We start from the raw sequence: 19,258 nt of genomic DNA on the forward strand, positions 1-19,258 counted from the left end.
CCCGGTGAGGCTGCCCAGGGCCTCCGCCGGGTCGTCCACCATCTCCAGCACGCCGTGGCAGAGCACCGCCACTGACCGGTTCGGGTCAGTGGGCGATGGCCCGTCCGGCATTCCGGGAGCGACGACGGCCGCCGGTCGGGTGGTCTACGGTTCCGATCTGTGGCGCACGTCACGAAATGGCTGCGCGGCGGCCACCGGGGGCCGACACTGGGAACCAGCACGGAGGACCTGCTGTCCTACCCGTTGCGCGGCCGGTTCACACCTGGACCGGCCGGCAGGATCCGCCGGCAGGGCGGCGCCCAGGGGGGTGGCCGTGCGGCGGGTGTGGATCGCGACCGAAGCGAGGGTACAACGATGTGCCAGCACCGTCCTGAGTGTCCTACCGCCGACTCCCCCGACCGCGAGGCGGCCGTCCCCGTCGCGCTCCACCCGGACCAGGGGTGGAGCCTGCTGTGCAACGGCGTCCTGCTCTTCGAGGACACCGGCGAACTGCTGCCCGACGGCCGGGTGATCGCCCCGCACCGCCCGCTGGCCTTCGCCGCCTGAGCGGCGGCCCCGGCCTGGGTGACGACCGGAAGGGCCCCGGAGGATCGCATCCTCCGGGGCCCTTCCGCGTGCCGCCCGGGCGCCGTGGCCCGGGCCGCCGTGGATCAGACGCCGTAGTCGTCCAGCGGCGGGCAGGAGCAGACCAGGTTGCGGTCGCCGTACGCGCCGTCGATCCGGCTCACCGGCGGCCAGTACTTGTCGGCCGGGTTGACGCCGGCCGGGAAGACCGCCTCCTGGCGCGAGTACGCGTGCTCCCACTCACCGGCCATGGTGGCGGCGGTGTGCGGGGCGTTGGCCAGCGGGTTGTCCTCGGCGGGCCAGGCACCCGAGCCGACCTTCTCGATCTCCGCCCGGATCTCGATCATCGCGGCGCAGAACCGGTCGATCTCGTGCAGGTCCTCGGACTCGGTGGGCTCGATCATCAGCGTGCCGGCCACCGGGAAGGACATGGTCGGGGCGTGGAAGCCGTAGTCGATCAGGCGCTTGGCGATGTCGTCGACGCTGACGCCCGTCTCCTTGGTGAGCGGGCGCAGGTCGATGATGCACTCGTGCGCGACCAGGCCGCCGGGGCCGGTGTAGAGCACCGGGTAGTGCGGGGCCAGGCGCTTGGCGATGTAGTTGGCGTTCAGCACCGCGACCTGGGTGGCGCGCTTGAGGCCCTCGCCGCCCATCAGGCGCACGTACGCCCAGGAGATCGGCAGGATCGCGGCCGAGCCCCAGGGGGCGGCCGAGATCGGGCCGACGCCGGTGGCCGGGCCGGCCTCCGCCTGCAGCGGGTGGTTGGGCAGGTACGGCGCGAGGTGCTCGCGGACTGCGACCGGGCCGACGCCGGGGCCGCCGCCGCCGTGCGGGATGCAGAAGGTCTTGTGCAGGTTCAGGTGCGAGACGTCGGCGCCGAACTTGCCCGGCTTGGCGAGGCCGACCAGGGCGTTCAGGTTGGCGCCGTCGACGTACACCTGGCCACCGGCCTCGTGCACCAGGGCGCAGATCTGGGTGATCTCGGTCTCGTACACGCCGTGGGTGGACGGGTAGGTGACCATGAGCACCGAGAGCTGGTCGCGGTGGAGCTCGATCTTGGCCTTGAGGTCCTCGACGTCCACGTCGCCGTCGACCAGGGTCTTGACCACGACGACCCGCATGCCGGCCATCACGGCGGAGGCGGCGTTGGTGCCGTGCGCGGAGGACGGGATCAGGCAGACGTCGCGCTGGGTGTCGCCGTTGGCCAGGTGGTAGGCGCGGACGGCGAGCAGGCCGGCCAGCTCGCCCTGGGAGCCGGCGTTGGGCTGGATGGAGACGGCGTCGTAGCCGGTCACCTCGACCAGCTGCTGCTCCAGGCCGTGGATCAGGCTGAGGAAGCCCTGGACCTGCTCGGCGGGGGCGAAGGGGTGCAGCTGGCCGAACTCGGGCCAGGTCACCGGCTCCATCTCGGTGGTCGCGTTGAGCTTCATGGTGCAGGAGCCCAGCGGGATCATGCCGCGGTCCAGCGCGTAGTCGCGGTCCGACAGGCGGCGCAGGTAGCGCAGCATGGCGGTCTCGGACCGGTGGCTGTGGAAGACCGGGTGGGTGAGGTACTCGTCCTCGCGCAGCAGGGCCGCGGGCAGCGTGTCGGCGGCCTCGGCGACCGCGGTGTCCTTCAGGCCGAAGGACGCCCAGACGGCGGCCAGGTGCTCGCGGGTGGTGGTCTCGTCGCAGGAGATCGAGACAGTGTCGGCGTCGGCCTGGTACAGGTTGACACCGGCCTCGGCCGCGGCGGCGACCACCTCGGCGGCGCGGCCGGGGACGCGGGCGGTGACGGTGTCGAAGAACGCGCCGTGGACGAGCTCCACGCCGCCGGCCGTCAGGCCCTCGGCGAGGGCGGCGGCGTAGCGGTGGGTGCGGCGGGCGATGTCGGCCAGGCCGTCGGGGCCGTGGTAGACCGCGTACATGGAGGCCATCACGGCGAGCAGCACCTGGGCGGTGCAGATGTTGCTGGTGGCCTTCTCGCGGCGGATGTGCTGCTCGCGGGTCTGCAGGGCGAGGCGGTAGGCGCGGTTGCCGTCGTTGTCGACCGAGACGCCGACCAGGCGGCCGGGCAGGTTGCGGGCGTACTGGGCGCGCACGGCCAGGTAGCCGGCGTGCGGGCCGCCGAAGCCCATCGGAACGCCGAAGCGCTGCGAGGTGCCGCAGGCGATGTCGGCGCCGAGCTCGCCCGGCGACTTCAGCAGGGTGAGCGCCAGCAGGTCGGCGGCGACCGCGACGACCGCGCCGAGGCCGTGCGCCTGCTCGATCAGCGGCGCGAGGTCGCGGACCGCGCCGGAGGCGCCGGGGTACTGGAGCAGCACGCCGAAGACGCCGCGCTCGGCGATCTCGGCCGGGATGCCGTCGGAGAGGTCGGCGACGACCACCTCGACGCCGGTCGGCACGGCGCGGGTCTCGATCACCGCGACGGTCTGCGGCAGGGTGTCGGCGTCGATCAGGAAGACACCGCCCTTGACCTTGGTGACCCGGCGGGCCAGCGCCATCGCCTCGGCGGCGGCGGTGGCCTCGTCGAGCAGCGAGGAGCCGGAGGTGTCCAGGCCGGTCAGGTCGGAGACCAGGGTCTGGAAGTTGAGCAGCGCCTCCAGGCGGCCCTGGGAGATCTCCGGCTGGTACGGGGTGTAGGCGGTGTACCAGGCCGGGTTCTCCAGCACGTTGCGCAGGATCACCGGCGGGGTGAAGGTGCCGTAGTAGCCGAGGCCGATCATCGAGGTGAGGACCTGGTTGCGGTCGGCCAGCTCGCGCAGTTCGGCGAGCACCTGGGCCTCGCTGCGGCCGGCCGGCAGGCCGAGCGCGGTGAGGCTCTTGATGGTGTCGGGCACGGCGGCGTCGGACAGCTCGTCCAGGGAGGCGTAGCCGACGTGGGCCAGCATCTTCTCCTGGGCGGCCGCGTCGGGGCCGATGTGGCGGGTCTCGAAGGGGCTGGCCAGCTCGAGTTCGGCGAGGGTGGCGTCGCTGCGGCGACCGTGGGTCGGCTGGGCGTTCATGGGGGTCGAGGCCTCCTGGTCGATGACCGGCTGGGGTGCGGGCGCCGACCGGCCTGCACCGCCGCTGGGCGGCGGGGACCTTGAGCGCACGAACCCGACAGGCCTCCCCCTCTGTCATCGGGACCTGAGAGCTTCGCCCGCACGGGCGGCCCGGAGGGCCACCCGTCGGCTTGCACCGTCGGTGAGGGTGGTGCCGTCGGCTCCCGCGCCGGCGGTCCTGCCCTGCTTTCCAGAGTGACCTGTCCCACACGGTACGGGTGCCTGAGAGATTCCGGGGAGGAGTTGCTCCTTCGGCGCCCTGGCCGCCCGCTGCGGCGGGCCCAGGGACTCTCCCGAGCGGGCTCGGCGGTCGCCGCCCAGGGTACCAGCGAGATTCCCGCGGATCACGGGCCAGGGGCGGCCGGTCCGCGCCGCCGTTCCCCGGACGGCGGCGCCCGGGTCGCCTACGTCCGATTGATGGCTTTTCGTGTGAAGTGGCGGGCGGCCAGCTCCTCCGACCGCCCCCTCGACGGCCTAGTCAGGAGCAGGCGGACTGGAGGACAGCGTGCAGACCGATATCGATCCGCGCGACCTGATCGGACACAAGGCGGTCGACCGGAACGGTGACAAGATCGGTACGGTCGACGAGGTGTATCTCGACGACGCGACCGGGGAGCCCGAGTGGGCTGCGGTGCGGACCGGGATCTTCGGCCGGGACGCGTTCGTCCCGCTGACCACCAGCGAGTTCGCCGGCGACGAGTTGCGGGTCCCGTACGACAAGTCGCTGATCAAGGAGTCCCCGGACTTCGGTGTGGGCCAGCACCTCTCGCCCGCCCAGGAGTTGCAGCTCTACCGCTACTACGGGCTGGACGCCGGCGGCGGCACCCCGCCGCCGCCCGCCGCGACCAACGGTTCGGCCGCGGCCGCCGCCGCGGTGGCGGCCGACCGCAGCAAGGACCGGGACTTCGGCAAGGTCTCCTCCTCGCCGCAGACGATGACCGCGCCCGAGCCGAGTGCGACCAACGCGGCGCCGTTCGCCCCGCACGCCGCCGCCCCGGTGGCGGCACCGGCCCCCGCCCCGGCCGCGGCGCCGCAGGCGGCGCCCGCCGAGGACCCCCCGACCATGCAGCTCGGCTCCCCGCTGGCCGCCCACCAGGCGACCACCCAGCACGGCGCGCCGCAGTCCGCCGCCCCGCAGCCGTCCAACCACCACGACGCCCAGGGCGACACCAGGATGCCGGGCGCGGCGCAGCAGCCCTCGGGCCCGGCGTCCAGCGCACCGAGCGGGCCGGTGGAGATCACCTGCCGCGAGGAGCGGCTGGACATCACCACCGAGTGGCACGTGCTGGGGACCGCGCGGCTGCGCAAGTACGTGACCAGCGAGCCGGTGGAGCGCAAGGTGCCGGTGGTCCGGGAGCGGGTCCGGGTCGAGCGGGTGCCGGTGACCGAGGCGGAGCGCGCGTCGCTGACCGAGCAGGAGATCGTCGAGGGCATGGAGGAGGTGACCCTGCGCGAGGAGCGGGCGGTGGTGCGCAAGTACCTGGCCCCGATCGAGCGGGTCCGCCTGGTGGTGGAGCGGTACACCGAGGAGGAGGTGATCCGCGAGGAACTCCGCCGCGAGCAGGTGGAGATCCACGACAGCACGTCCGCCACGAATCCTCCGGTGCCGCCGCCGGTCGGTCCGGTGCAGCGGCCCGCCGAGTCCCTGCGGCCGGAGCCGCTGCGGCCGTCCTGAGCCGCCGCGGTCCGCTGCCGCCCGCCCGCCACCGAGGTCCCGTCCCCGCCACCGCGGGGGCGGGACCTCCGCGCTGCCGAAGCTTCAGCGATCGATATTTGACACAGTGAACTATTGAGCGGCATGGTTACTTCATTCGATTCACTATCTCTCGCCTGAAGCACTGAGCTCGGGCAGCCAGAACCGGAGGAAGAACCGTGAGTGAGGCATCTCAGCCCACCATCACGGCCGACAAGCCGACCAGTGCCCGGGTGCTCCCCGCCCTGGTGCTGGCCATGCTGGCGTTCAGCGTGGTGCAGACCGCAGTCGTCCCGATCCTGCCCTCGCTGGCCAAGGAACTGAACGTCTCCGGCTCCAACATCACCTGGCTGATGACGGCCAACCTGCTCTCGGCCGCCGTCCTGACCCCGCTGCTCGGCCGCTTCGGCGACCTGCGGGGCCGCAAGCCGATGCTGCTGGTCTCGCTGGCCGGCCTGGTGGCCGGCTCCGCGCTCGCGGTCGGCACCCACTCCTTCACCTGGCTGGTCGTCGCCCGCGTCCTGCAGGGCGCCGGCGGTGGCGTGCTGCCGCTGGCCATCAGCATCGTCCGTGACGAACTCCCCCGGGAGAAGGTCACCGGCGGCGTCGCGGCGATCAGCGCCTCGATGGGCGTCGGCAGCGGCCTCGGCCTGGTCGCCACCGGCCTGCTGCTGGAGCACTGGAGCTACAAGTCCATCTTCTGGATGGGCCTGATCTTCGGTCTGATCGCGGTCGCCCTGGTCGCCCTGCGGGTGCCCAAGGACCCGGTCATCGACAAGGAGGGCGGCGCCGACCCGCTCGGCGCGCTCACCCTGGCCGGCTGGCTGTCCGCGCTGCTGGTCGCCGTCAGCCAGGGCAACAACTGGGGCTGGACCTCCAACAAGACCCTCGGCCTGTTCGCCGTCGCCGCCGTCGTCGCCCTGGTCTGGATCATCATCGAGACCAAGGTCAGCCACCCGCTGGTCGACATGAAGATGATGTCCCGCCCGGCCGTCGCCTTCACCAACATCTCCGGCCTGCTGATCGGCTTCGGGATGTACGGCTCCTTCCTGGTGATCAGCAACTTCGCGCAGACCCCGGAGAAGCTCGCCCACTACGGCTTCACCGCCACCGTGCTGCACGCCGGCGTCATGCTGCTGCCGTCCGCAATCGGCTCGATGATCGCCGCTCCCGTCGGCGCCCTGCTGATCGCCCGCCGCGGCCCGCGCCTGCCGCTGGTGCTCGGCGGCGTGCTCGGCGCGGCCGCCATGGTCTACCTCGCCGTCCGCCACAGCGCCGAGGGCGACATCTACACCGCCTCCGCCGTGTTCGGCCTCGGCGTCGGCCTCGCCTACGCCGCGATGCCGGCCTACATCAACGGCGCCGTGCCGATCGAGCAGAGCGGCATCGCCAACGGCATGAACGCGGTGCTGCGCACCGTCGGTGGCGCCGTCGGCACCGCCGTGATGGGCGCCATCCTCACCGGCGACACCATCAAGGGCCTGCCGATCCCGGTGCTGCTGCCCACCCTGGACGCCTACAAGCACGCGTTCTGGACCGCCGGCGTGATGTGCCTGATCGCCGCCGCCGTACCGTTCGCGATCCGCACCATCAAGCCGGCCACCACGCCCACCGAGGCGGCCGCCACCAGCCCCGAGCTGGCCAAGACCGACGCCTGACGAGGCGTCCCCCTCGCGCTCGGGACGGGGCGCGAGGAGACCGGGCCCCGGCGGGTCGACGAGGGCATCGCGACCACCCCGGCCCCGGCCGACCGACGGCTCCGCACCTGGACGGGTGCGGGGCCGTCGTCGTACCCGCACCCCGCCGGGCAGTCCAACCCGAGGCGGGCGCAGCGGCGGCCCGGCACAGCGACAGCCCGGCACAAGGCCGGCTCGGGGCAGCGGCAGTTCGGCCCGAGGTCGGCTCAGCGCAACGGCAGGGCGGCCGAGGGCGCCAGCGCCGGGTCGTCGACCGAGAAGGTGCGCACCCGCCCGGGCGGGCTGTCCGGGGTCTCGAACCGGACCGTCACCCGGCCCACCCCGCTGCCCTGCACCCAGCCCGGGCCGTACTCCTCGTGCGTCACGTCCTGGCCCGGCCACCAGCGGCGCACCGCCTCCGGCTCCGGCTCCGCCTCGGCGGCCGACGCCTCCCGGTCCGCCTGCGGCACGGCGGGCACACCGGCGTCCTGCGCCTCGGCCCGCTCCTGGGCCTGTGCCCGTTCGTGCGCCTCGGCGGCCTCCCGTACCGCCTGCGCGAACAGGTCCTCCTGGGTGTAGTCCGCCAGCTGGGCGACCCCCACCCCGAGCAGCCGGACCCCGCCCGTGGTGTCCACCTGCATCGCCAGCCGTCTGGCCGTGGAGGCGATCACCTCCGGGTCGTCGGTCGGCCCGCGCAGCGTCTCCGAGCGGGTCAGGGTGGAGAAGTCGAAGCGGCGGACCTTGAGCACCACCGTGCGGCCCGACCGTCCGGTCGCCCGCAGCCGGCCCACGCAGCGCGCCGCCAGCACGTCGATCTCGTGCATGATCCGGTCCCGGTCGGCCAGGTCGACCTCGAAGGTGTCCTCGACCGAGACCGACTTGGCGTCCCGGTCCGCGACCACCGCCCGCTCGTCGAGACCTATCGACATCTGGAACACCCCGGCCCCGTGCGCCCGGCCGAGAAGCTGCACCAATTCGTCCAGCCCCGCCGCCGCCAGATCGGCGACCGTGCTCAGCCCCACCCGGCGCAGCACCTGCTCGGTGGCCGGACCGACGCCCGGCAGCGCGCGGACCGGCATCGGGCTGAGCACCGCCTGCTCCGAGCCGATCTCCACCAGCACCAGGCCGTCCGGCTTGGCCTGCTCCGAGGCGATCTTCGCCATCAGCTTCGACCCCGCCGCGCCCACCGAGGCCGTCAGGCCGGTCCGCTCCAGGATGTCGGCCCGGAGGTCCTCCGCCAGCGCCAGCACCAGCTCGTTCCCCTCGGCCGGGCCCGCCGCGGCCAGCGCCGGACCGTACGGGCCCGCCTCCAGGTCCACGAAGGCCTCGTCGAGGCTGAGCGGCTCGACCAGCGGCGAGCGCTCGCGCAGCAGGCCCATCACGATGTCACTGGCCCAGCGGTACGCCTCGAACCGGCCGGTCAGGAAGGCCGCGTTCGGGCAGAGCCGGCGTGCCTGCGCCATCGGCATCGCCGAGTGCACGCCGAACCTGCGCGCCTCGTAGGAGGCGGTGGACACCACCCCGCGGCCGCCGAGCCCGCCGACCACCACCGGCTTGCCGCGCAGGCTCGGCTTGGCCGCCTGCTCCACCGCGGCGAAGAAGGCGTCCATGTCGAGGTGGATGATGCTCGGCACTGTCCGCACCCGTCGATCATCCCGCAGGGCTCTGACATTCCGTTCGAGCCACGGGACGGCCGGCACTCGAACCGCCCGGGCGGGGCCGCCACGGCCGGCTCAGCCCGCCGCCGCGTCCGCCAGCGCCCGGTCGACCCCGGCCTCGCGCGGGCCGAGGAACTGCGGGTCGGGCCGCAGCCAGGCGTCCAGCGCCGCCTTGCCCGCCCCCGGGATCTCCCGCAGTCCGCCGTAGAACCAGGTGGCGTCGTGCCACTCGTCCACACCGACCGCGTACGAGTCGATGCCCGCCGCCCGGCACAGCGCCAGCGCCCTGCGCACGTGGAAGGTCTGACTGACCAGCACCGCCCGGTCGACCCCGAAGATCTGCCGCGCGCGGGCGCAGGAGTCCCAGGTGTCGAAGCCCGCGTAGTCGCCCACCACCCGGATCTCCGGTACACCCCGCTGGATCAGGTAGTGCCGCATGGCGTCCGGCTCGTCGTAGTCCGTCCGGCTGTTGTCACCGGTCACCAGGATCGCCTGCACCTTGTGCTGCTGATAGAGCGCCAGCGCCGCGTCCAGCCGGTGGGCCAGGTACGGCGAGGGCTCGCCGTCGAACAGACCGGCGCCGAACACCACCGCCACCGGGGCGCTCGGCGCGCTCGCCACGGTGCCCACACGGTCGCTCTCCCCCAGCCAGAGCCAGGTGGACGGGCCGGTCGCGACCACGGTCAGCAGCACACCGGCCTGGAACCAGCGCCTGCGCCCGGCCTTGCTCCCGGCCCTCGGCACCCGGACCCGGGGCAGCCGGACCTTGCGCAGCAGCGCGGCCGGCACCCGACGAACCCGGGACGCCCGGGCCGCCCGGGCCGAGGTCCCGGCCTCGGCCGGGGTTCGGGCCTCCCCCGGGGTCCGCTCCGCCCGGCGCCGTATCGCCACCTTCATGCCGGTCCTGCCCCCGCCCTGATCCGTACCTTGATCGATCCACCTGCCCCGACGCGCCGAGAGGCCCGGACGGTTCCCCGTCCGGGCCTCTCGCGGTCGTCTCCCGGCAGCCTAGCCTGCGCGGTTGCGGCGCTGCGCCAGCTCGTCCATGGGGTCGTTCCCGACCAGGGTCTCCCCGGTGTCGGTGCGCTCGCCGTGCAGGCGGCCCAGGGACGCCTCGAGCTCCCTGCCGACCGCGCCGACCGCGATGCCGAACATCCCCTGGCCGCGGCCCAGCAGGTCCGCCATCTGCTGCGGCGAGGTGCACTCGTACACCGTCGCGCCGTCGCACATCAGGGTCAGCCCCGCGAAGTCGGCCGGCTCGGCGGACTGCAGGTGGCTCACGGCAACCCGGATGTTCTGCAGCGACACCCCGGCGTCCAGCAGCCGCTTGACGATCTTGAGCATCAGGATGTCGCGGAAGCTGTACAGCCGCTGCGCGCCCGCCGCGTACGCCGACCGCACGCTCGGCTCCAGCAGGCCCGTCCGCGCCCAGTAGTCCAGCTGCCGGTAGGTGATCCCGGCGGCCGCGCAGGCCGTCGGCCCGCGGTAGCCCACCAGCGCCGAGGTCGGCGCCAGCCGCTCGATCGCCGGCTGGCCCGCCTGCACGGCGGGAAAGCGTCCCACTCTGGGCAGCTCGGGTTCCGGGGCCTGGGCCGTCTCGGCACTCCAGGGGCGCGGGATGAGACTGCGCCCGCTGCGCGGGAGGTGCACGGCGCACAGGCCCCCGGCGGCCAGATCATCGCCGGTGCCGCTCATGCCAACCTCCGTCCACTGCTGGTACGGGCCGTCCCGGCCCCGGGTGGCCCAACCAAGCGGAGCCATCCCTGACGGTAAGCAGTCGCCAGAGACCCGTCAACGATCGCCACGCCGAGGGTCACCGCCAATGTCACTCAACCGAGTGGTTTTGCGTGGCCCCAACCTGGGCAGGACCACGGGCTCGGCCCTCCACGACTTGCGGACACCCCCGACCGCGGATAAGGAATCAGCACCCGGAGAACCCACCGGACACCGACCGGCCAGGCCACCCCGGCACCCCTACTGCTGGCCCCCGAAGTCCTCCGGCGAGACCTGGTCCAGGAACTCGCGGAACTTCTCGACCTCGTCCTCCTGCTCGTCCGGGATCGAGATCCCGGCCTCGGCGAGGACCTCCTCGCTCCCGTAGATCGGCGTACCGGTCCGCAGCGCCAGCGCTATCGCGTCCGACGGCCGGGCGCTCACCTCGACCCCGCCGGCGAACACCAGCTCGGCGTAGAAGACGCCCTCCCGCAGGTCGTTGATCCGCACCTCGGTGAGCTGGTGGCCCAGCGCGTCCAGCACGTCCTTGAACAGGTCGTGCGTCAGCGGCCGCACCGGCGTCATGCCCTGCTGGGCGAAGGCGATCGCGGTCGCCTCTCCCGGGCCGATCCAGATCGGCAGATACCGATCGCCCCCGACCTCCCGCAGCAGCACGATCGGCTGGTTGGACGGCATCTCCACCCGGACACCCACGACGTCGAGCTCATTCACATGGCAACCCTATGGCCCACACCGCCGATATGAAAGCGCAGCCGGTCCGCGCTGGCCGATTCCCGCCGCACCCGCTCCCCCGCCGGCACCACCGGAACCCGCCCCGGGCCCGCACCACGCCTTCGCACCGCACTACGCCTTCGCACGCAGCCCGGCCTGCACCATCGCCGCGTGCAGCCGCACCGACAGGGTGGCCAGCTCCCGCGCCGTCGTCTCCGCGTGCGCCCGGGTCTGCGGATTGCGGTGGCGCCGCAGCGGGGCGACCACCTGGTCCACCAGCGCCACCTCCCGGTCGGCCGCCGCCTTCATCGCCCGCAGGTGCCGCGGCTCCAGGCCGTACCGGCCGAGTTCGGCCACCAGCCGGGCGATCTGCAGCGTCTCACCGTCGAAACCACCGTCCGGGCCCGCCGCGACCAGCCCGTACGACTCCCACTCGGCCAGCTCCGGCTCCCCCGCCTCGGCCGCCGCCAGCAGCTCCGCCCGGCCCAGCCGGACACCGAGCCCGGACGAGGCCGCGGCCACCAGCTCGCGGTCGGCCTCCTCCATCGGCCCGGGCCGGTTCTCCGGCGTCGGCAGGGCCGGCGGCTGCTCACCGCGCTCGATGGCGTCCAGGTGCTCCCGGATCACCCGCAGCGGCAGGTAGTGGTCCCGCTGCATCCGCAGCACGTACGCCAGCCGCTCGACGTCCGCGGCACTGAACTTCCGGTAGCCCGAAGGGGTCCGCTGCGGCTCCACCAGGCCCTCCGCCTCCAGGAAACGGATCTTGGAGATGGTCACCTCCGGGAAGTCGTCCCGGAGGAAGGCCAGTACGGCGCCGATGCTCGAACGTTCGTCGCCCCGCCGCCGCGCCTCGCCCGTACGCCGCGAGGCGGGCACGGGCGAGGAGCCGACGAGGGTGGGAGTGTTAGCGGTCACTCGGGCTCCAGCCGAAGTCGTGGTCAGTACCCCCGGTAGTGGCCGGCGAAGAACACCAGCCGGTACTTGCCGATCTGGACCTCGTCGCCGTTGTTCAGCGCGACCTCGTCGATCCGCTCCCGGTTGACGTAGGTGCCGTTCAGGCTGCCCACGTCGGCGACCGAGAAGCCGCCGTCCTGACGGCGGCGGAACTCGACATGCCGGCGCGAGACCGTCACGTCGTCCAGGAAGATGTCCCCCTGCGGGTGGCGCCCCGCCGTGGTCACGTCGGAGTCCAGCAGGAACCGGCTGCCCGAGTTCGGACCGCGCTGGACGATCAGCAGGGCCGAGCCCGGCGGCAGCGCGTCGATCGCGGCCAGCACCTCGGGCGACAGCGCCGGCGTCGCACCGGTGCTGGTGGCGTTCGGGTCGTAGGACTCCAGCCCCGAGATGGTGATGGTCGAGGTGGTCTCGGCCGCCCCCTCCGGGTGCACCCCGGCCCGCAGCGGCGTACCGCAGTTCGAGCAGAACCGGGCCGTCACCGGGTTCTGGTTGCCGCAGCGCGGACACGGAGCGGAGCCGGCCATGTTCACAGCCTCCTGGCGCGGCACACCCGGCTGGACGTGCCCGGCGTAGGGATCCGGGGCGAACCCTCCACCAGAGGTTGAGGGTCCTGTCGGGAAACCTATGCGCGCGGCGCCCGCCGAATCAACCGACGCGCCGTACGCCGTACCGAAGCCGTCGGTGGGGATGCCCGCGCCCTGGGTCGCATTGTCCTCGCGGAACATCGGGCGCTGCTGCGCCGCGTACTGGTCCGCCTCCGGCGCGGGCCGCATGCCCGGGACGCCGGATTCCTCGTCGCGGCGGTGCCGCGCCGTGGGCGCCTCGACCGCCACGTCGCGACGGTTGCTGCGGCCGAAGAGCTTTGCGAAGAAACTCACGGGCGAATCCCCTTGTGTGTGACAGACCCGCCCGCGGGGCAGGGTGAGAAGCTCGGAACGGACGTGCACCCGAGATCGGGCCGGTACCGAGCAAGTGCTGTGTCCCAGTGTGACCGACCGTCCACGGTCGGCCGCCACCGGGTCCTGACAGGAACTGACGACGCGTCCGGAATCCGCCCCGTCACTTCGCCGCCGGCTTGCCGTACTGCAACTGCCTGGGCACCGCGAGAGCGTCGACGACGACCTTCTGCTGCTGGGTGATGGTGGCGCGGGCCTGATGGTTCTCCAGCGTCCGCACCACGCCGCCCGGGATGTTCAGGGCGGGCGTCAGGTCCTGCGGATTGCCGACCACGGTGAACCGGAACGGCTGCGACACATCCTTGCCGTCGATCTGCACGCCACCGGACGACGCGTCGGTGAAGTAGGTACCCGCCACCACTCGAACATCGTTGATCTGAATCGCCTCCGCCCCCGCCGCTCGGAGTTCCTGCAGGGTGTCCAGCAGCATATCTGCCTTCACCTGCCCTTGGGGATCATCGATGGTCAGTACGATCCCCGGGCCGGTCGCTCTGACCGTACCGGCCAGCACACCCAACTCCGCGGCCTTCTTCCTGGTCTGCTCCTGCGCCTCCTTGGCCTGGTTGGAGGAGTTCTCCAACTGGGCCATGGACTGCTCGAGCTGTGTCTTCTCCTGCTGGAGACGCTGCTGACGGCTGTCCAGTTCGTCGAGGATCCGGACAAGATCCTCCTGACGGGCGCCCCGGAGCTGATCGTGGTCGTTGGTCGACCTGACCTGGATGGCCAGCGCCAACCCGAGGGAGAACAACAGTACGGCCACCACCAGCTGGCCACGGGAGATCCGCAGCGGCCACAGTGCGGACCGCAGCCGCCGACGCCCGTCGGCGGCCGCGTCCGGCCCGTCCGGCCCGCCCGACTCGTCCTGCTTCCCGGGCGTGTCGGCCCCGGACTCCTCGGGCTCCCCCGGCTCCCCCGGCTCCCCCGGCTGCTCCGGCTGCTCGGGCTGCTCCGGCCCGACGGACTGCACGGGCTGCTCGGACCGCACCGGCTTCACTGGCTTCACCACCGGCTCCGACGGATCCGACGGCTCGGCGGTCGCGGACACCCCGGACGGCTCCGCCTCCGGGACCTCCTCGGTCCCCGCACCCGGCCCGCTCCCGGCGGCCTCCACGGCCTCGACCCGATCCGGCTCCGGCCGGTCCGGCCGGTGCTCCGGATCCCGGTCCGCGCCATCCTCGGGCAGTTCGCCCGGCAGTTCGCCCGGCAGCTCATCGGGCAGGTCGGGCCGTACGCCGCGCTTGTCGTCCTTGTCCACGCCTTGCGCTCCCTACGCCCTGAACACGTGCCGGCGGATGGCCGCCGCGTTGGAGAAGATCCGGATCCCGAGCACCACCACCACGCCGGTGGACAGCTGCGACCCGACCCCGAGCTGGTCGCCCAGGAACACGATCAGCGCCGCGACCACCACGTTCGACAGGAACGAGACCACGAACACCTTGTCGTTGAAGATCCCGTCCAGCATCGCCCGCACGCCGCCGAACACCGCGTCCAGCGCCGCCACCACCGCGATCGGCAGATAGGGCACCACGGCGTCGGGGACCTCCGGCTGCACGAAGAGGCCGACGACCACGCCGATCACGAGACCCAGTACGGCAATCACGGTGTTGGAGCTCCTGTCCCTGCGGTGGACGATGCGGTGGCGTTCTTGGTGCCGGACGGCTTGGCGGCCTTCGTCGACTTCGCCGGGGGCGGTGTGACGGATCGCGAAGGCGAACCGGAGGGCGACGGGGACGGCGAGGGCGACGGCGATGCCGGGGGCGAGGACGATCCGGCGGCCGACGGCGAGGGCGAGGCCTCGGGCACGTCGGGCCGGGCGAAGCGGAGCGTCACGCCCAGCGCCGCCGGCAGCTGCAGCTTCTTCTGCACCGACAGGCTCGACTTGATGCCGTAGCTGTCCTCGATGATCCGCAGGTACCGGCCGGCCTCGTTGTCCTGGAAGGTCTTGGCGAGCTTCGCGCCGTCCCCGATCGCCAGCACGGTGTACGGCGGCACCAGCGGCCGGTTGTCGACCAGGATCGCGTCGCCGGCCGCCCGGATCGCGGACAGCGCGGTGAGCCGCTGCCCGTTGACCGAGACGCCCTCCGCGCCGGACTGCCAGAGGCCGTTCACCACCAGCTGCAGGTCGTGGTCCCTGAGCCGGCCCGAGTTGCGGAAGCCGTCGGCGTCCCGCGGGTTGCTGATGTTGCCGCCGCCGGCCGAGCTGTTGGCGTCCTCGATCACCAGTTTCACCCCCGGACCGGTCATCTCACCGGTGCCGGTCCCGGCCGCCAGCGCGGCCAGTCCGCCGTCCCCACCGGCCCGCAGCGCGTCCTGCTGGGCCGTGTCGACCTGGTCGCGCAGGTCGCCGACCTGGCGCTGCAGACCGTCCGCCCCGCCGGTCGCGTCCTTGATCCGGTGCACCAGCGCGTCCCGCTCCTTGGCGAGCGTCGGCTCGGCCTCGTGCGAGGTCACCGCCCCCACCGTCACCACGGTCGCCGCCAGGGCGAGCCCGAGGGCCAGCGTCAGCCGGCCGCGCAGCGAGGACGGCAGCCGGCTGCGTCCCTCCACCCCCAGGGCCCGGGCCGCCTCGGCGTACCCGTCGTCCAGGCTGTGGTCCATCACGGTGGTCAGCAGGGACATCGAGGCGTCCGGACGGGTGAAGCGTCCGTCCCGGTCACTCGGCGTCGGCGTTGCTGGCATGCGGGACATCGTCCCATGTCCCCCACCCGGCGTACGACCTACCCCCGCCCCGCAAGGCCCCGATACGTACCGGATCGTGACATCCCGGGCAGGCCGACGGGGTGGCGGGCACCACGCCCGCCACCCCGTCGGCCTGCCACTCGGCTACCGGTTCGCGGTTACCGGTTACCGGCCCGCGGAGTCCACCACCGCACCCCACTCGTCCAGCAGCTGCTGGGCGGCCTGGTCGTCCGGCCCCTCGGCCCACAGGTGGGTGACCGCCTCGGCCGGGTCCGGCAGCACCAGCGTCCACCGGCCGTCCGGCTCCACCACCCGCACGCCGTCCGTGGTGTCCAGCCGCCGGGAACCGGCCGCCTCCACCACCGACCGCATGACCATGCCCTTCGCCGCCCACGGGGTGGCGACGTCCCGGCGCTGGATGTGCGCCTGCGGGATCCGGGCGTCGATCTGGCTCAGCGTGAGCTGCGTACGGGCCACCAGCCCGACCAGCCGCACGAACGCCGCCGCACCGTCCAGCACACCGCTGAACTCGGGCACCACGAAGCCGCCGCGCCCGTCGCCGCCGAACACCGTGCCCTCGGCCGCGGCCGCCTTCGCCAGGTCGTCCGGCGAGGTGGAGGTCCACGTCACCTGCGTGCCGTGGTACGCCGCCACCTGTTCGGCGATCCGGGTCGTGGTCACCGGCAGCGCGACCTGTCCGCTCCGGCGCTCGGCCGCCACCAGGTCGAGCAGGACCAGCAGGGCGCGGTCGTCGTCGATCACCCGCCCGAGCTCGTCGACGAAGGACACCCGCTCGCCCACCGGGTCGAACCGCACCCCGAACGCCGCCCGGGACGAGGCCACCAGCTCACCGAGCCGCGCCAGCGCCGCCCGCCGCTCCTCCGCGTCCTCGGTCGGCCGGGACTCGTCCAGACCGCTGTCGACGGTCAGCGCCTCCACGCCGAGCCGGCCCAGGATGCTGGGCAGGACCAGCCCCGCACTGCCGTGCGCGGCATCGACCACGACCTTGAGGCCCGCCTCGCGGACCCCGCTGATGTCGATCGACTTCAGCAGGTTGGTCGCGTACGAGTCGAAGACGCTGGCCGGGTGCAGCAGGTCGCCGATCTCGCCCGGGAACGCGCGCCGGAACTCCTGCCGCGAGTACACCCGGTCCAGCTTCCGCTGCCCGGCCTGCGACAGGTCGGCGCCCCGCTCGTCGAAGAACAGGATGTCCAGCGAGTCCGGCACCCCCGGCGTGGTCCGCAGGAAGACGCCTCCCGCGCTGCCCCTGGCGGTGTGCTGCCGGGCCACCGGCATCGGTACGTTCTCCAGGTCCCGGACGTCGATCGCACTGGTCTGCAGCGCCGAGATCATCGCCCGTTTGAGCGCCCTCGCGCCCCGCGAGTGGTCACGCGCGATGGTGACGGTCGCGCCCTTCTTCAGCGTCGTCGCGTACGCCCCGGCCAGCCGGACCGCCAGTTCCGGGGTGATCTCGACGTTCAGCACGCCCGACACCCCGCGCACGCCGAACAGGTGCTCCTGCCCGCGCGACTCCCAGATCACCGAGGTGTTGACGAACGCGCCGGCCTCGATCGTCTTGAACGGGTACACCCGGACGTTGGCGGCGATGTTCGACTCCTCGCCGATCAGGCACTCGTCGCCGATCACCGCCCCGTCGTCGATCCGCGCGGCCCGCATCACGTCGGTGTTCTTGCCGACCACACAGCCCCGCAGGTTGGACTGCGGCCCGATGTAGACGTTGTCGTGGACCACCGCCTTGTGCAGGAACGCCCCGCGCTTGACGACCACGTTGCTGCCGAGCACGGTGTGCTCGCGCAGCTCGACCCCGGCCTCCACCTTCGCGTAGTCACCGATGTACAGCGGCCCCCGCAGGACGGCCTCCGGGTCGACCTCCGCGCCCTCGGCGATCCACACCCCGGGCGAGATCTCGAACCCGTCCAGCTCGACCTGGACCTTGCCCTCCAGGACGTCCGCCTGCGCCTTCACATAGCTCTCGTGGGTGCCGACGTCCTCCCAGTAGCCCTCGGCGACGTACCCGAAGACCGGCTTGCCCTCCTTCAGCAGCTGAGGGAAGACGTCGCTCGACCAGTCGACCGACTCACCGGCCGCCACGTAGTCGAAGACCTCGGGCTCCATCACATAGATACCGGTGTTCACCGTGTCCGAGAACACCTGGCCCCAGGTCGGCTTCTCCAGGAAGCGCTCGACCCGGCCCTCGTCGTCAGTGATCGTGATACCGAATTCCAACGGATTGGGCACACGGGTCAGGCACACGGTGACGATTGCGCCCTTGGCCCGGTGGAATGCGATCAGCTCGGAGAGATCGAAATCGGTCAGCGCGTCCCCGGAGATCACCAGGAAGGAATCGTCCTTGAGCGCGTCCTCGGCGTTCTTCACACTGCCCGCGGTGCCCAGCGGGACTTCCTCGTTGGCATAGGTGAGGTGCATACCCAGGTCTTCGCCGTCACCGAAGTAGTTCTTGACCAGGGAGGCCAGGAACTGCACCGTGACGACGGTGTCCGAGAGGCCGTGCTTCCTGAGCAGCCGAAGCACATGCTCCATGATCGGCCGATTGGCGACCGGTAGGAGCGGCTTGGGCATGCTCGAGGTCATCGGGCGGAGGCGGGTGCCCTCCCCGCCTGCCATCACAACGGCTTTCATTGCGGGTGCGTCCTCCTTCTCGGTGGTGAACCCTGTGGATCCATCAAACCGTTCAAGAGCTTGTCTACCCGGATCAAACCGTCCGACGCACCGGGCAAGCCGTGTGAAACCTCTCGCCGGACCACCCGCGGCCCGGCCGGCGGCCTCAGACCGCCGCGGCCCGCGCGGCCCGCACGATCTGCCGCGCCTGCACCGCGTACAGGATGCCCGCCCACCAGTAGAGCACCGTGCCCCACCAGATGAACGCCCAGCTGACCGCCTCCGCGGTCCGCTCGAACCAGCTCGTCCCGGTCCCCAGCAGCAGCAGCGGGAAGGCGTACATCAGATTGAACGTGGCGGCCTTGCCCAGGAAGCTCACCTGGAGCGGCCCGTACCCGTAGCGGGCCAGCACGGGCAGCAGGGAGCCGATGAACACCTCACGCGCGAGCAGGATCGCCGTCACCCACCAGGGGAGGATCTCGCGCCAGGTCAGCCCGATCAGCGTCGACAGTACGTACAGGCGGTCCGCAGCCGGGTCCAGGATCTGCCCCAGCCGGCTGATCTGCCCCCAGCGGCGCGCCAGCTTGCCGTCGAGGTAGTCACTCACCCCGCTCAGCATCAGGATGACGATCGCCCAGCCGTCGTTGTTCGGACCGCCGAACACCGGCCAGAGGATCAGCCAGAGGAAGATCGGCACCCCGACCAGCCGGCCCATGCTCAGCAGGTTGGGAATGGTGAGGACACGGTCGGTCTGGACTCGCGTCTCCTGGACCTCCACCTGGGGGCCTCCTGGTACTCATGACAACTTGTGCGGCACTGACCATACAACAAAAAAGCCCCCCGCCTGGGAAGGCGGGGGGCTTCTCTGAAAGATTGTTCGGCGGCGTCCTACTCTCCCACAGGGTCCCCCCTGCAGTACCATCGGCGCTATGAGGCTTAGCTTCCGGGTTCGGAATGTAACCGGGCG

The 19,258-nt window shown here is 72.3% G+C and carries 15 protein-coding genes, 1 rRNA gene, 1 pseudogene and 1 riboswitch; of the genes and pseudogenes, 4 read left to right on the plus strand and 13 right to left on the minus strand.

The features are described from left to right. Positions 1-354 precede the first annotated feature (354 nt). Entirely contained in the window at positions 355-546 is a 192-nt protein-coding gene (locus tag AB0D08_RS35755; RefSeq protein ID WP_033825438.1) for a DUF5999 family protein, read from the plus strand. Positions 547-650: 104 nt separating this feature from the next. Here AB0D08_RS35755 and gcvP read toward each other — a convergent pair whose 3' ends face one another. Further along, on the minus strand, positions 651-3,548 hold the full coding sequence (gene gcvP / locus AB0D08_RS35760) for an aminomethyl-transferring glycine dehydrogenase (protein WP_033825437.1): 2,898 nt from the start codon (positions 3,546-3,548) through the stop codon (positions 651-653). A gap of 239 nt (positions 3,549-3,787) precedes the next feature. Then, positions 3,788-3,893, minus strand: a riboswitch (glycine riboswitch). A 187-nt stretch (positions 3,894-4,080) separates the two neighbouring features. Between gcvP and AB0D08_RS35765 the strand changes: the two are divergent. The 3 genes and pseudogenes from AB0D08_RS35765 to AB0D08_RS35775 form a co-directional block, all read left to right on the plus strand. Next, positions 4,081-4,401: pseudogene (locus tag AB0D08_RS35765) on the plus strand (PRC-barrel domain-containing protein); the annotation flags it as partial. Between the two features lie 60 nt (positions 4,402-4,461). Beyond that, positions 4,462-5,262, plus strand: coding sequence for a YsnF/AvaK domain-containing protein (locus AB0D08_RS35770; RefSeq protein WP_359894474.1), 801 nt, complete (start codon positions 4,462-4,464; stop codon positions 5,260-5,262). Positions 5,263-5,459: 197 nt separating this feature from the next. Continuing rightward, positions 5,460-6,938 carry an MFS transporter gene (locus AB0D08_RS35775; RefSeq protein ID WP_033825435.1) on the plus strand — a complete coding sequence of 493 codons (1,479 nt, stop codon included), beginning with the start codon at positions 5,460-5,462 and terminating at the stop codon, positions 6,936-6,938. Between the two features lie 245 nt (positions 6,939-7,183). Here AB0D08_RS35775 and AB0D08_RS35780 read toward each other — a convergent pair whose 3' ends face one another. The 12 genes from AB0D08_RS35780 to rrf all read right to left on the minus strand — a co-directional run. Further along, a complete protein-coding gene (locus tag AB0D08_RS35780; protein WP_359894468.1) occupies positions 7,184-8,599 on the minus strand; it encodes a DNA polymerase IV in 1,416 nt (471 codons plus the stop codon). Positions 8,600-8,689: 90 nt separating this feature from the next. Next, a complete protein-coding gene (locus AB0D08_RS35785; protein WP_033825449.1) occupies positions 8,690-9,388 on the minus strand; it encodes an ElyC/SanA/YdcF family protein in 699 nt (232 codons plus the stop codon). Between the two features lie 234 nt (positions 9,389-9,622). Then, complete coding sequence (locus tag AB0D08_RS35790) at positions 9,623-10,309, minus strand: MerR family transcriptional regulator (RefSeq protein ID WP_359894470.1); 687 nt, start codon at positions 10,307-10,309, stop codon at positions 9,623-9,625. Between the two features lie 279 nt (positions 10,310-10,588). Continuing rightward, complete coding sequence (locus AB0D08_RS35795; protein WP_033825432.1) at positions 10,589-11,059, minus strand: bifunctional nuclease family protein; 471 nt, start codon at positions 11,057-11,059, stop codon at positions 10,589-10,591. 132 nt (positions 11,060-11,191) lie between these two features. Beyond that, positions 11,192-11,935 carry a MerR family transcriptional regulator gene (locus tag AB0D08_RS35800; RefSeq protein WP_033825448.1) on the minus strand — a complete coding sequence of 248 codons (744 nt, stop codon included), beginning with the start codon at positions 11,933-11,935 and terminating at the stop codon, positions 11,192-11,194. A 62-nt stretch (positions 11,936-11,997) separates the two neighbouring features. Then, positions 11,998-12,894: an FHA domain-containing protein gene (locus tag AB0D08_RS35805; protein ID WP_033825431.1), complete on the minus strand. Its 897-nt coding sequence runs from the start codon at positions 12,892-12,894 to the stop codon at positions 11,998-12,000. A 181-nt stretch (positions 12,895-13,075) separates the two neighbouring features. Then, entirely contained in the window at positions 13,076-13,957 is an 882-nt protein-coding gene (locus AB0D08_RS35810; RefSeq protein WP_359894476.1) for a DUF881 domain-containing protein, read from the minus strand. Between the two features lie 282 nt (positions 13,958-14,239). Beyond that, a complete protein-coding gene (locus AB0D08_RS35815; protein WP_033825430.1) occupies positions 14,240-14,572 on the minus strand; it encodes a small basic family protein in 333 nt (110 codons plus the stop codon). Further along, positions 14,569-15,651, minus strand: a complete 1,083-nt coding sequence (locus tag AB0D08_RS35820; RefSeq protein ID WP_359894473.1) for a DUF881 domain-containing protein — start codon at positions 15,649-15,651, stop codon at positions 14,569-14,571. Before AB0D08_RS35820 ends, AB0D08_RS35815 begins: the two co-directional genes overlap by 4 nt. 165 nt (positions 15,652-15,816) lie before the next feature. After that, on the minus strand, positions 15,817-18,312 hold the full coding sequence (locus AB0D08_RS35825; RefSeq protein ID WP_033825428.1) for a mannose-1-phosphate guanyltransferase: 2,496 nt from the start codon (positions 18,310-18,312) through the stop codon (positions 15,817-15,819). Between the two features lie 145 nt (positions 18,313-18,457). Further along, positions 18,458-19,069, minus strand: a complete 612-nt coding sequence (gene pgsA / locus AB0D08_RS35830) for a CDP-diacylglycerol--glycerol-3-phosphate 3-phosphatidyltransferase (RefSeq protein WP_033825427.1) — start codon at positions 19,067-19,069, stop codon at positions 18,458-18,460. A gap of 97 nt (positions 19,070-19,166) precedes the next feature. Next, a 5S ribosomal RNA gene (gene rrf / locus AB0D08_RS35835) occupies positions 19,167-19,258 on the minus strand; the annotation flags it as partial.

Source organism: Kitasatospora sp. NPDC048540 (genome assembly GCF_040651175.1).
GTDB lineage: Bacteria > Actinomycetota > Actinomycetes > Streptomycetales > Streptomycetaceae > Kitasatospora.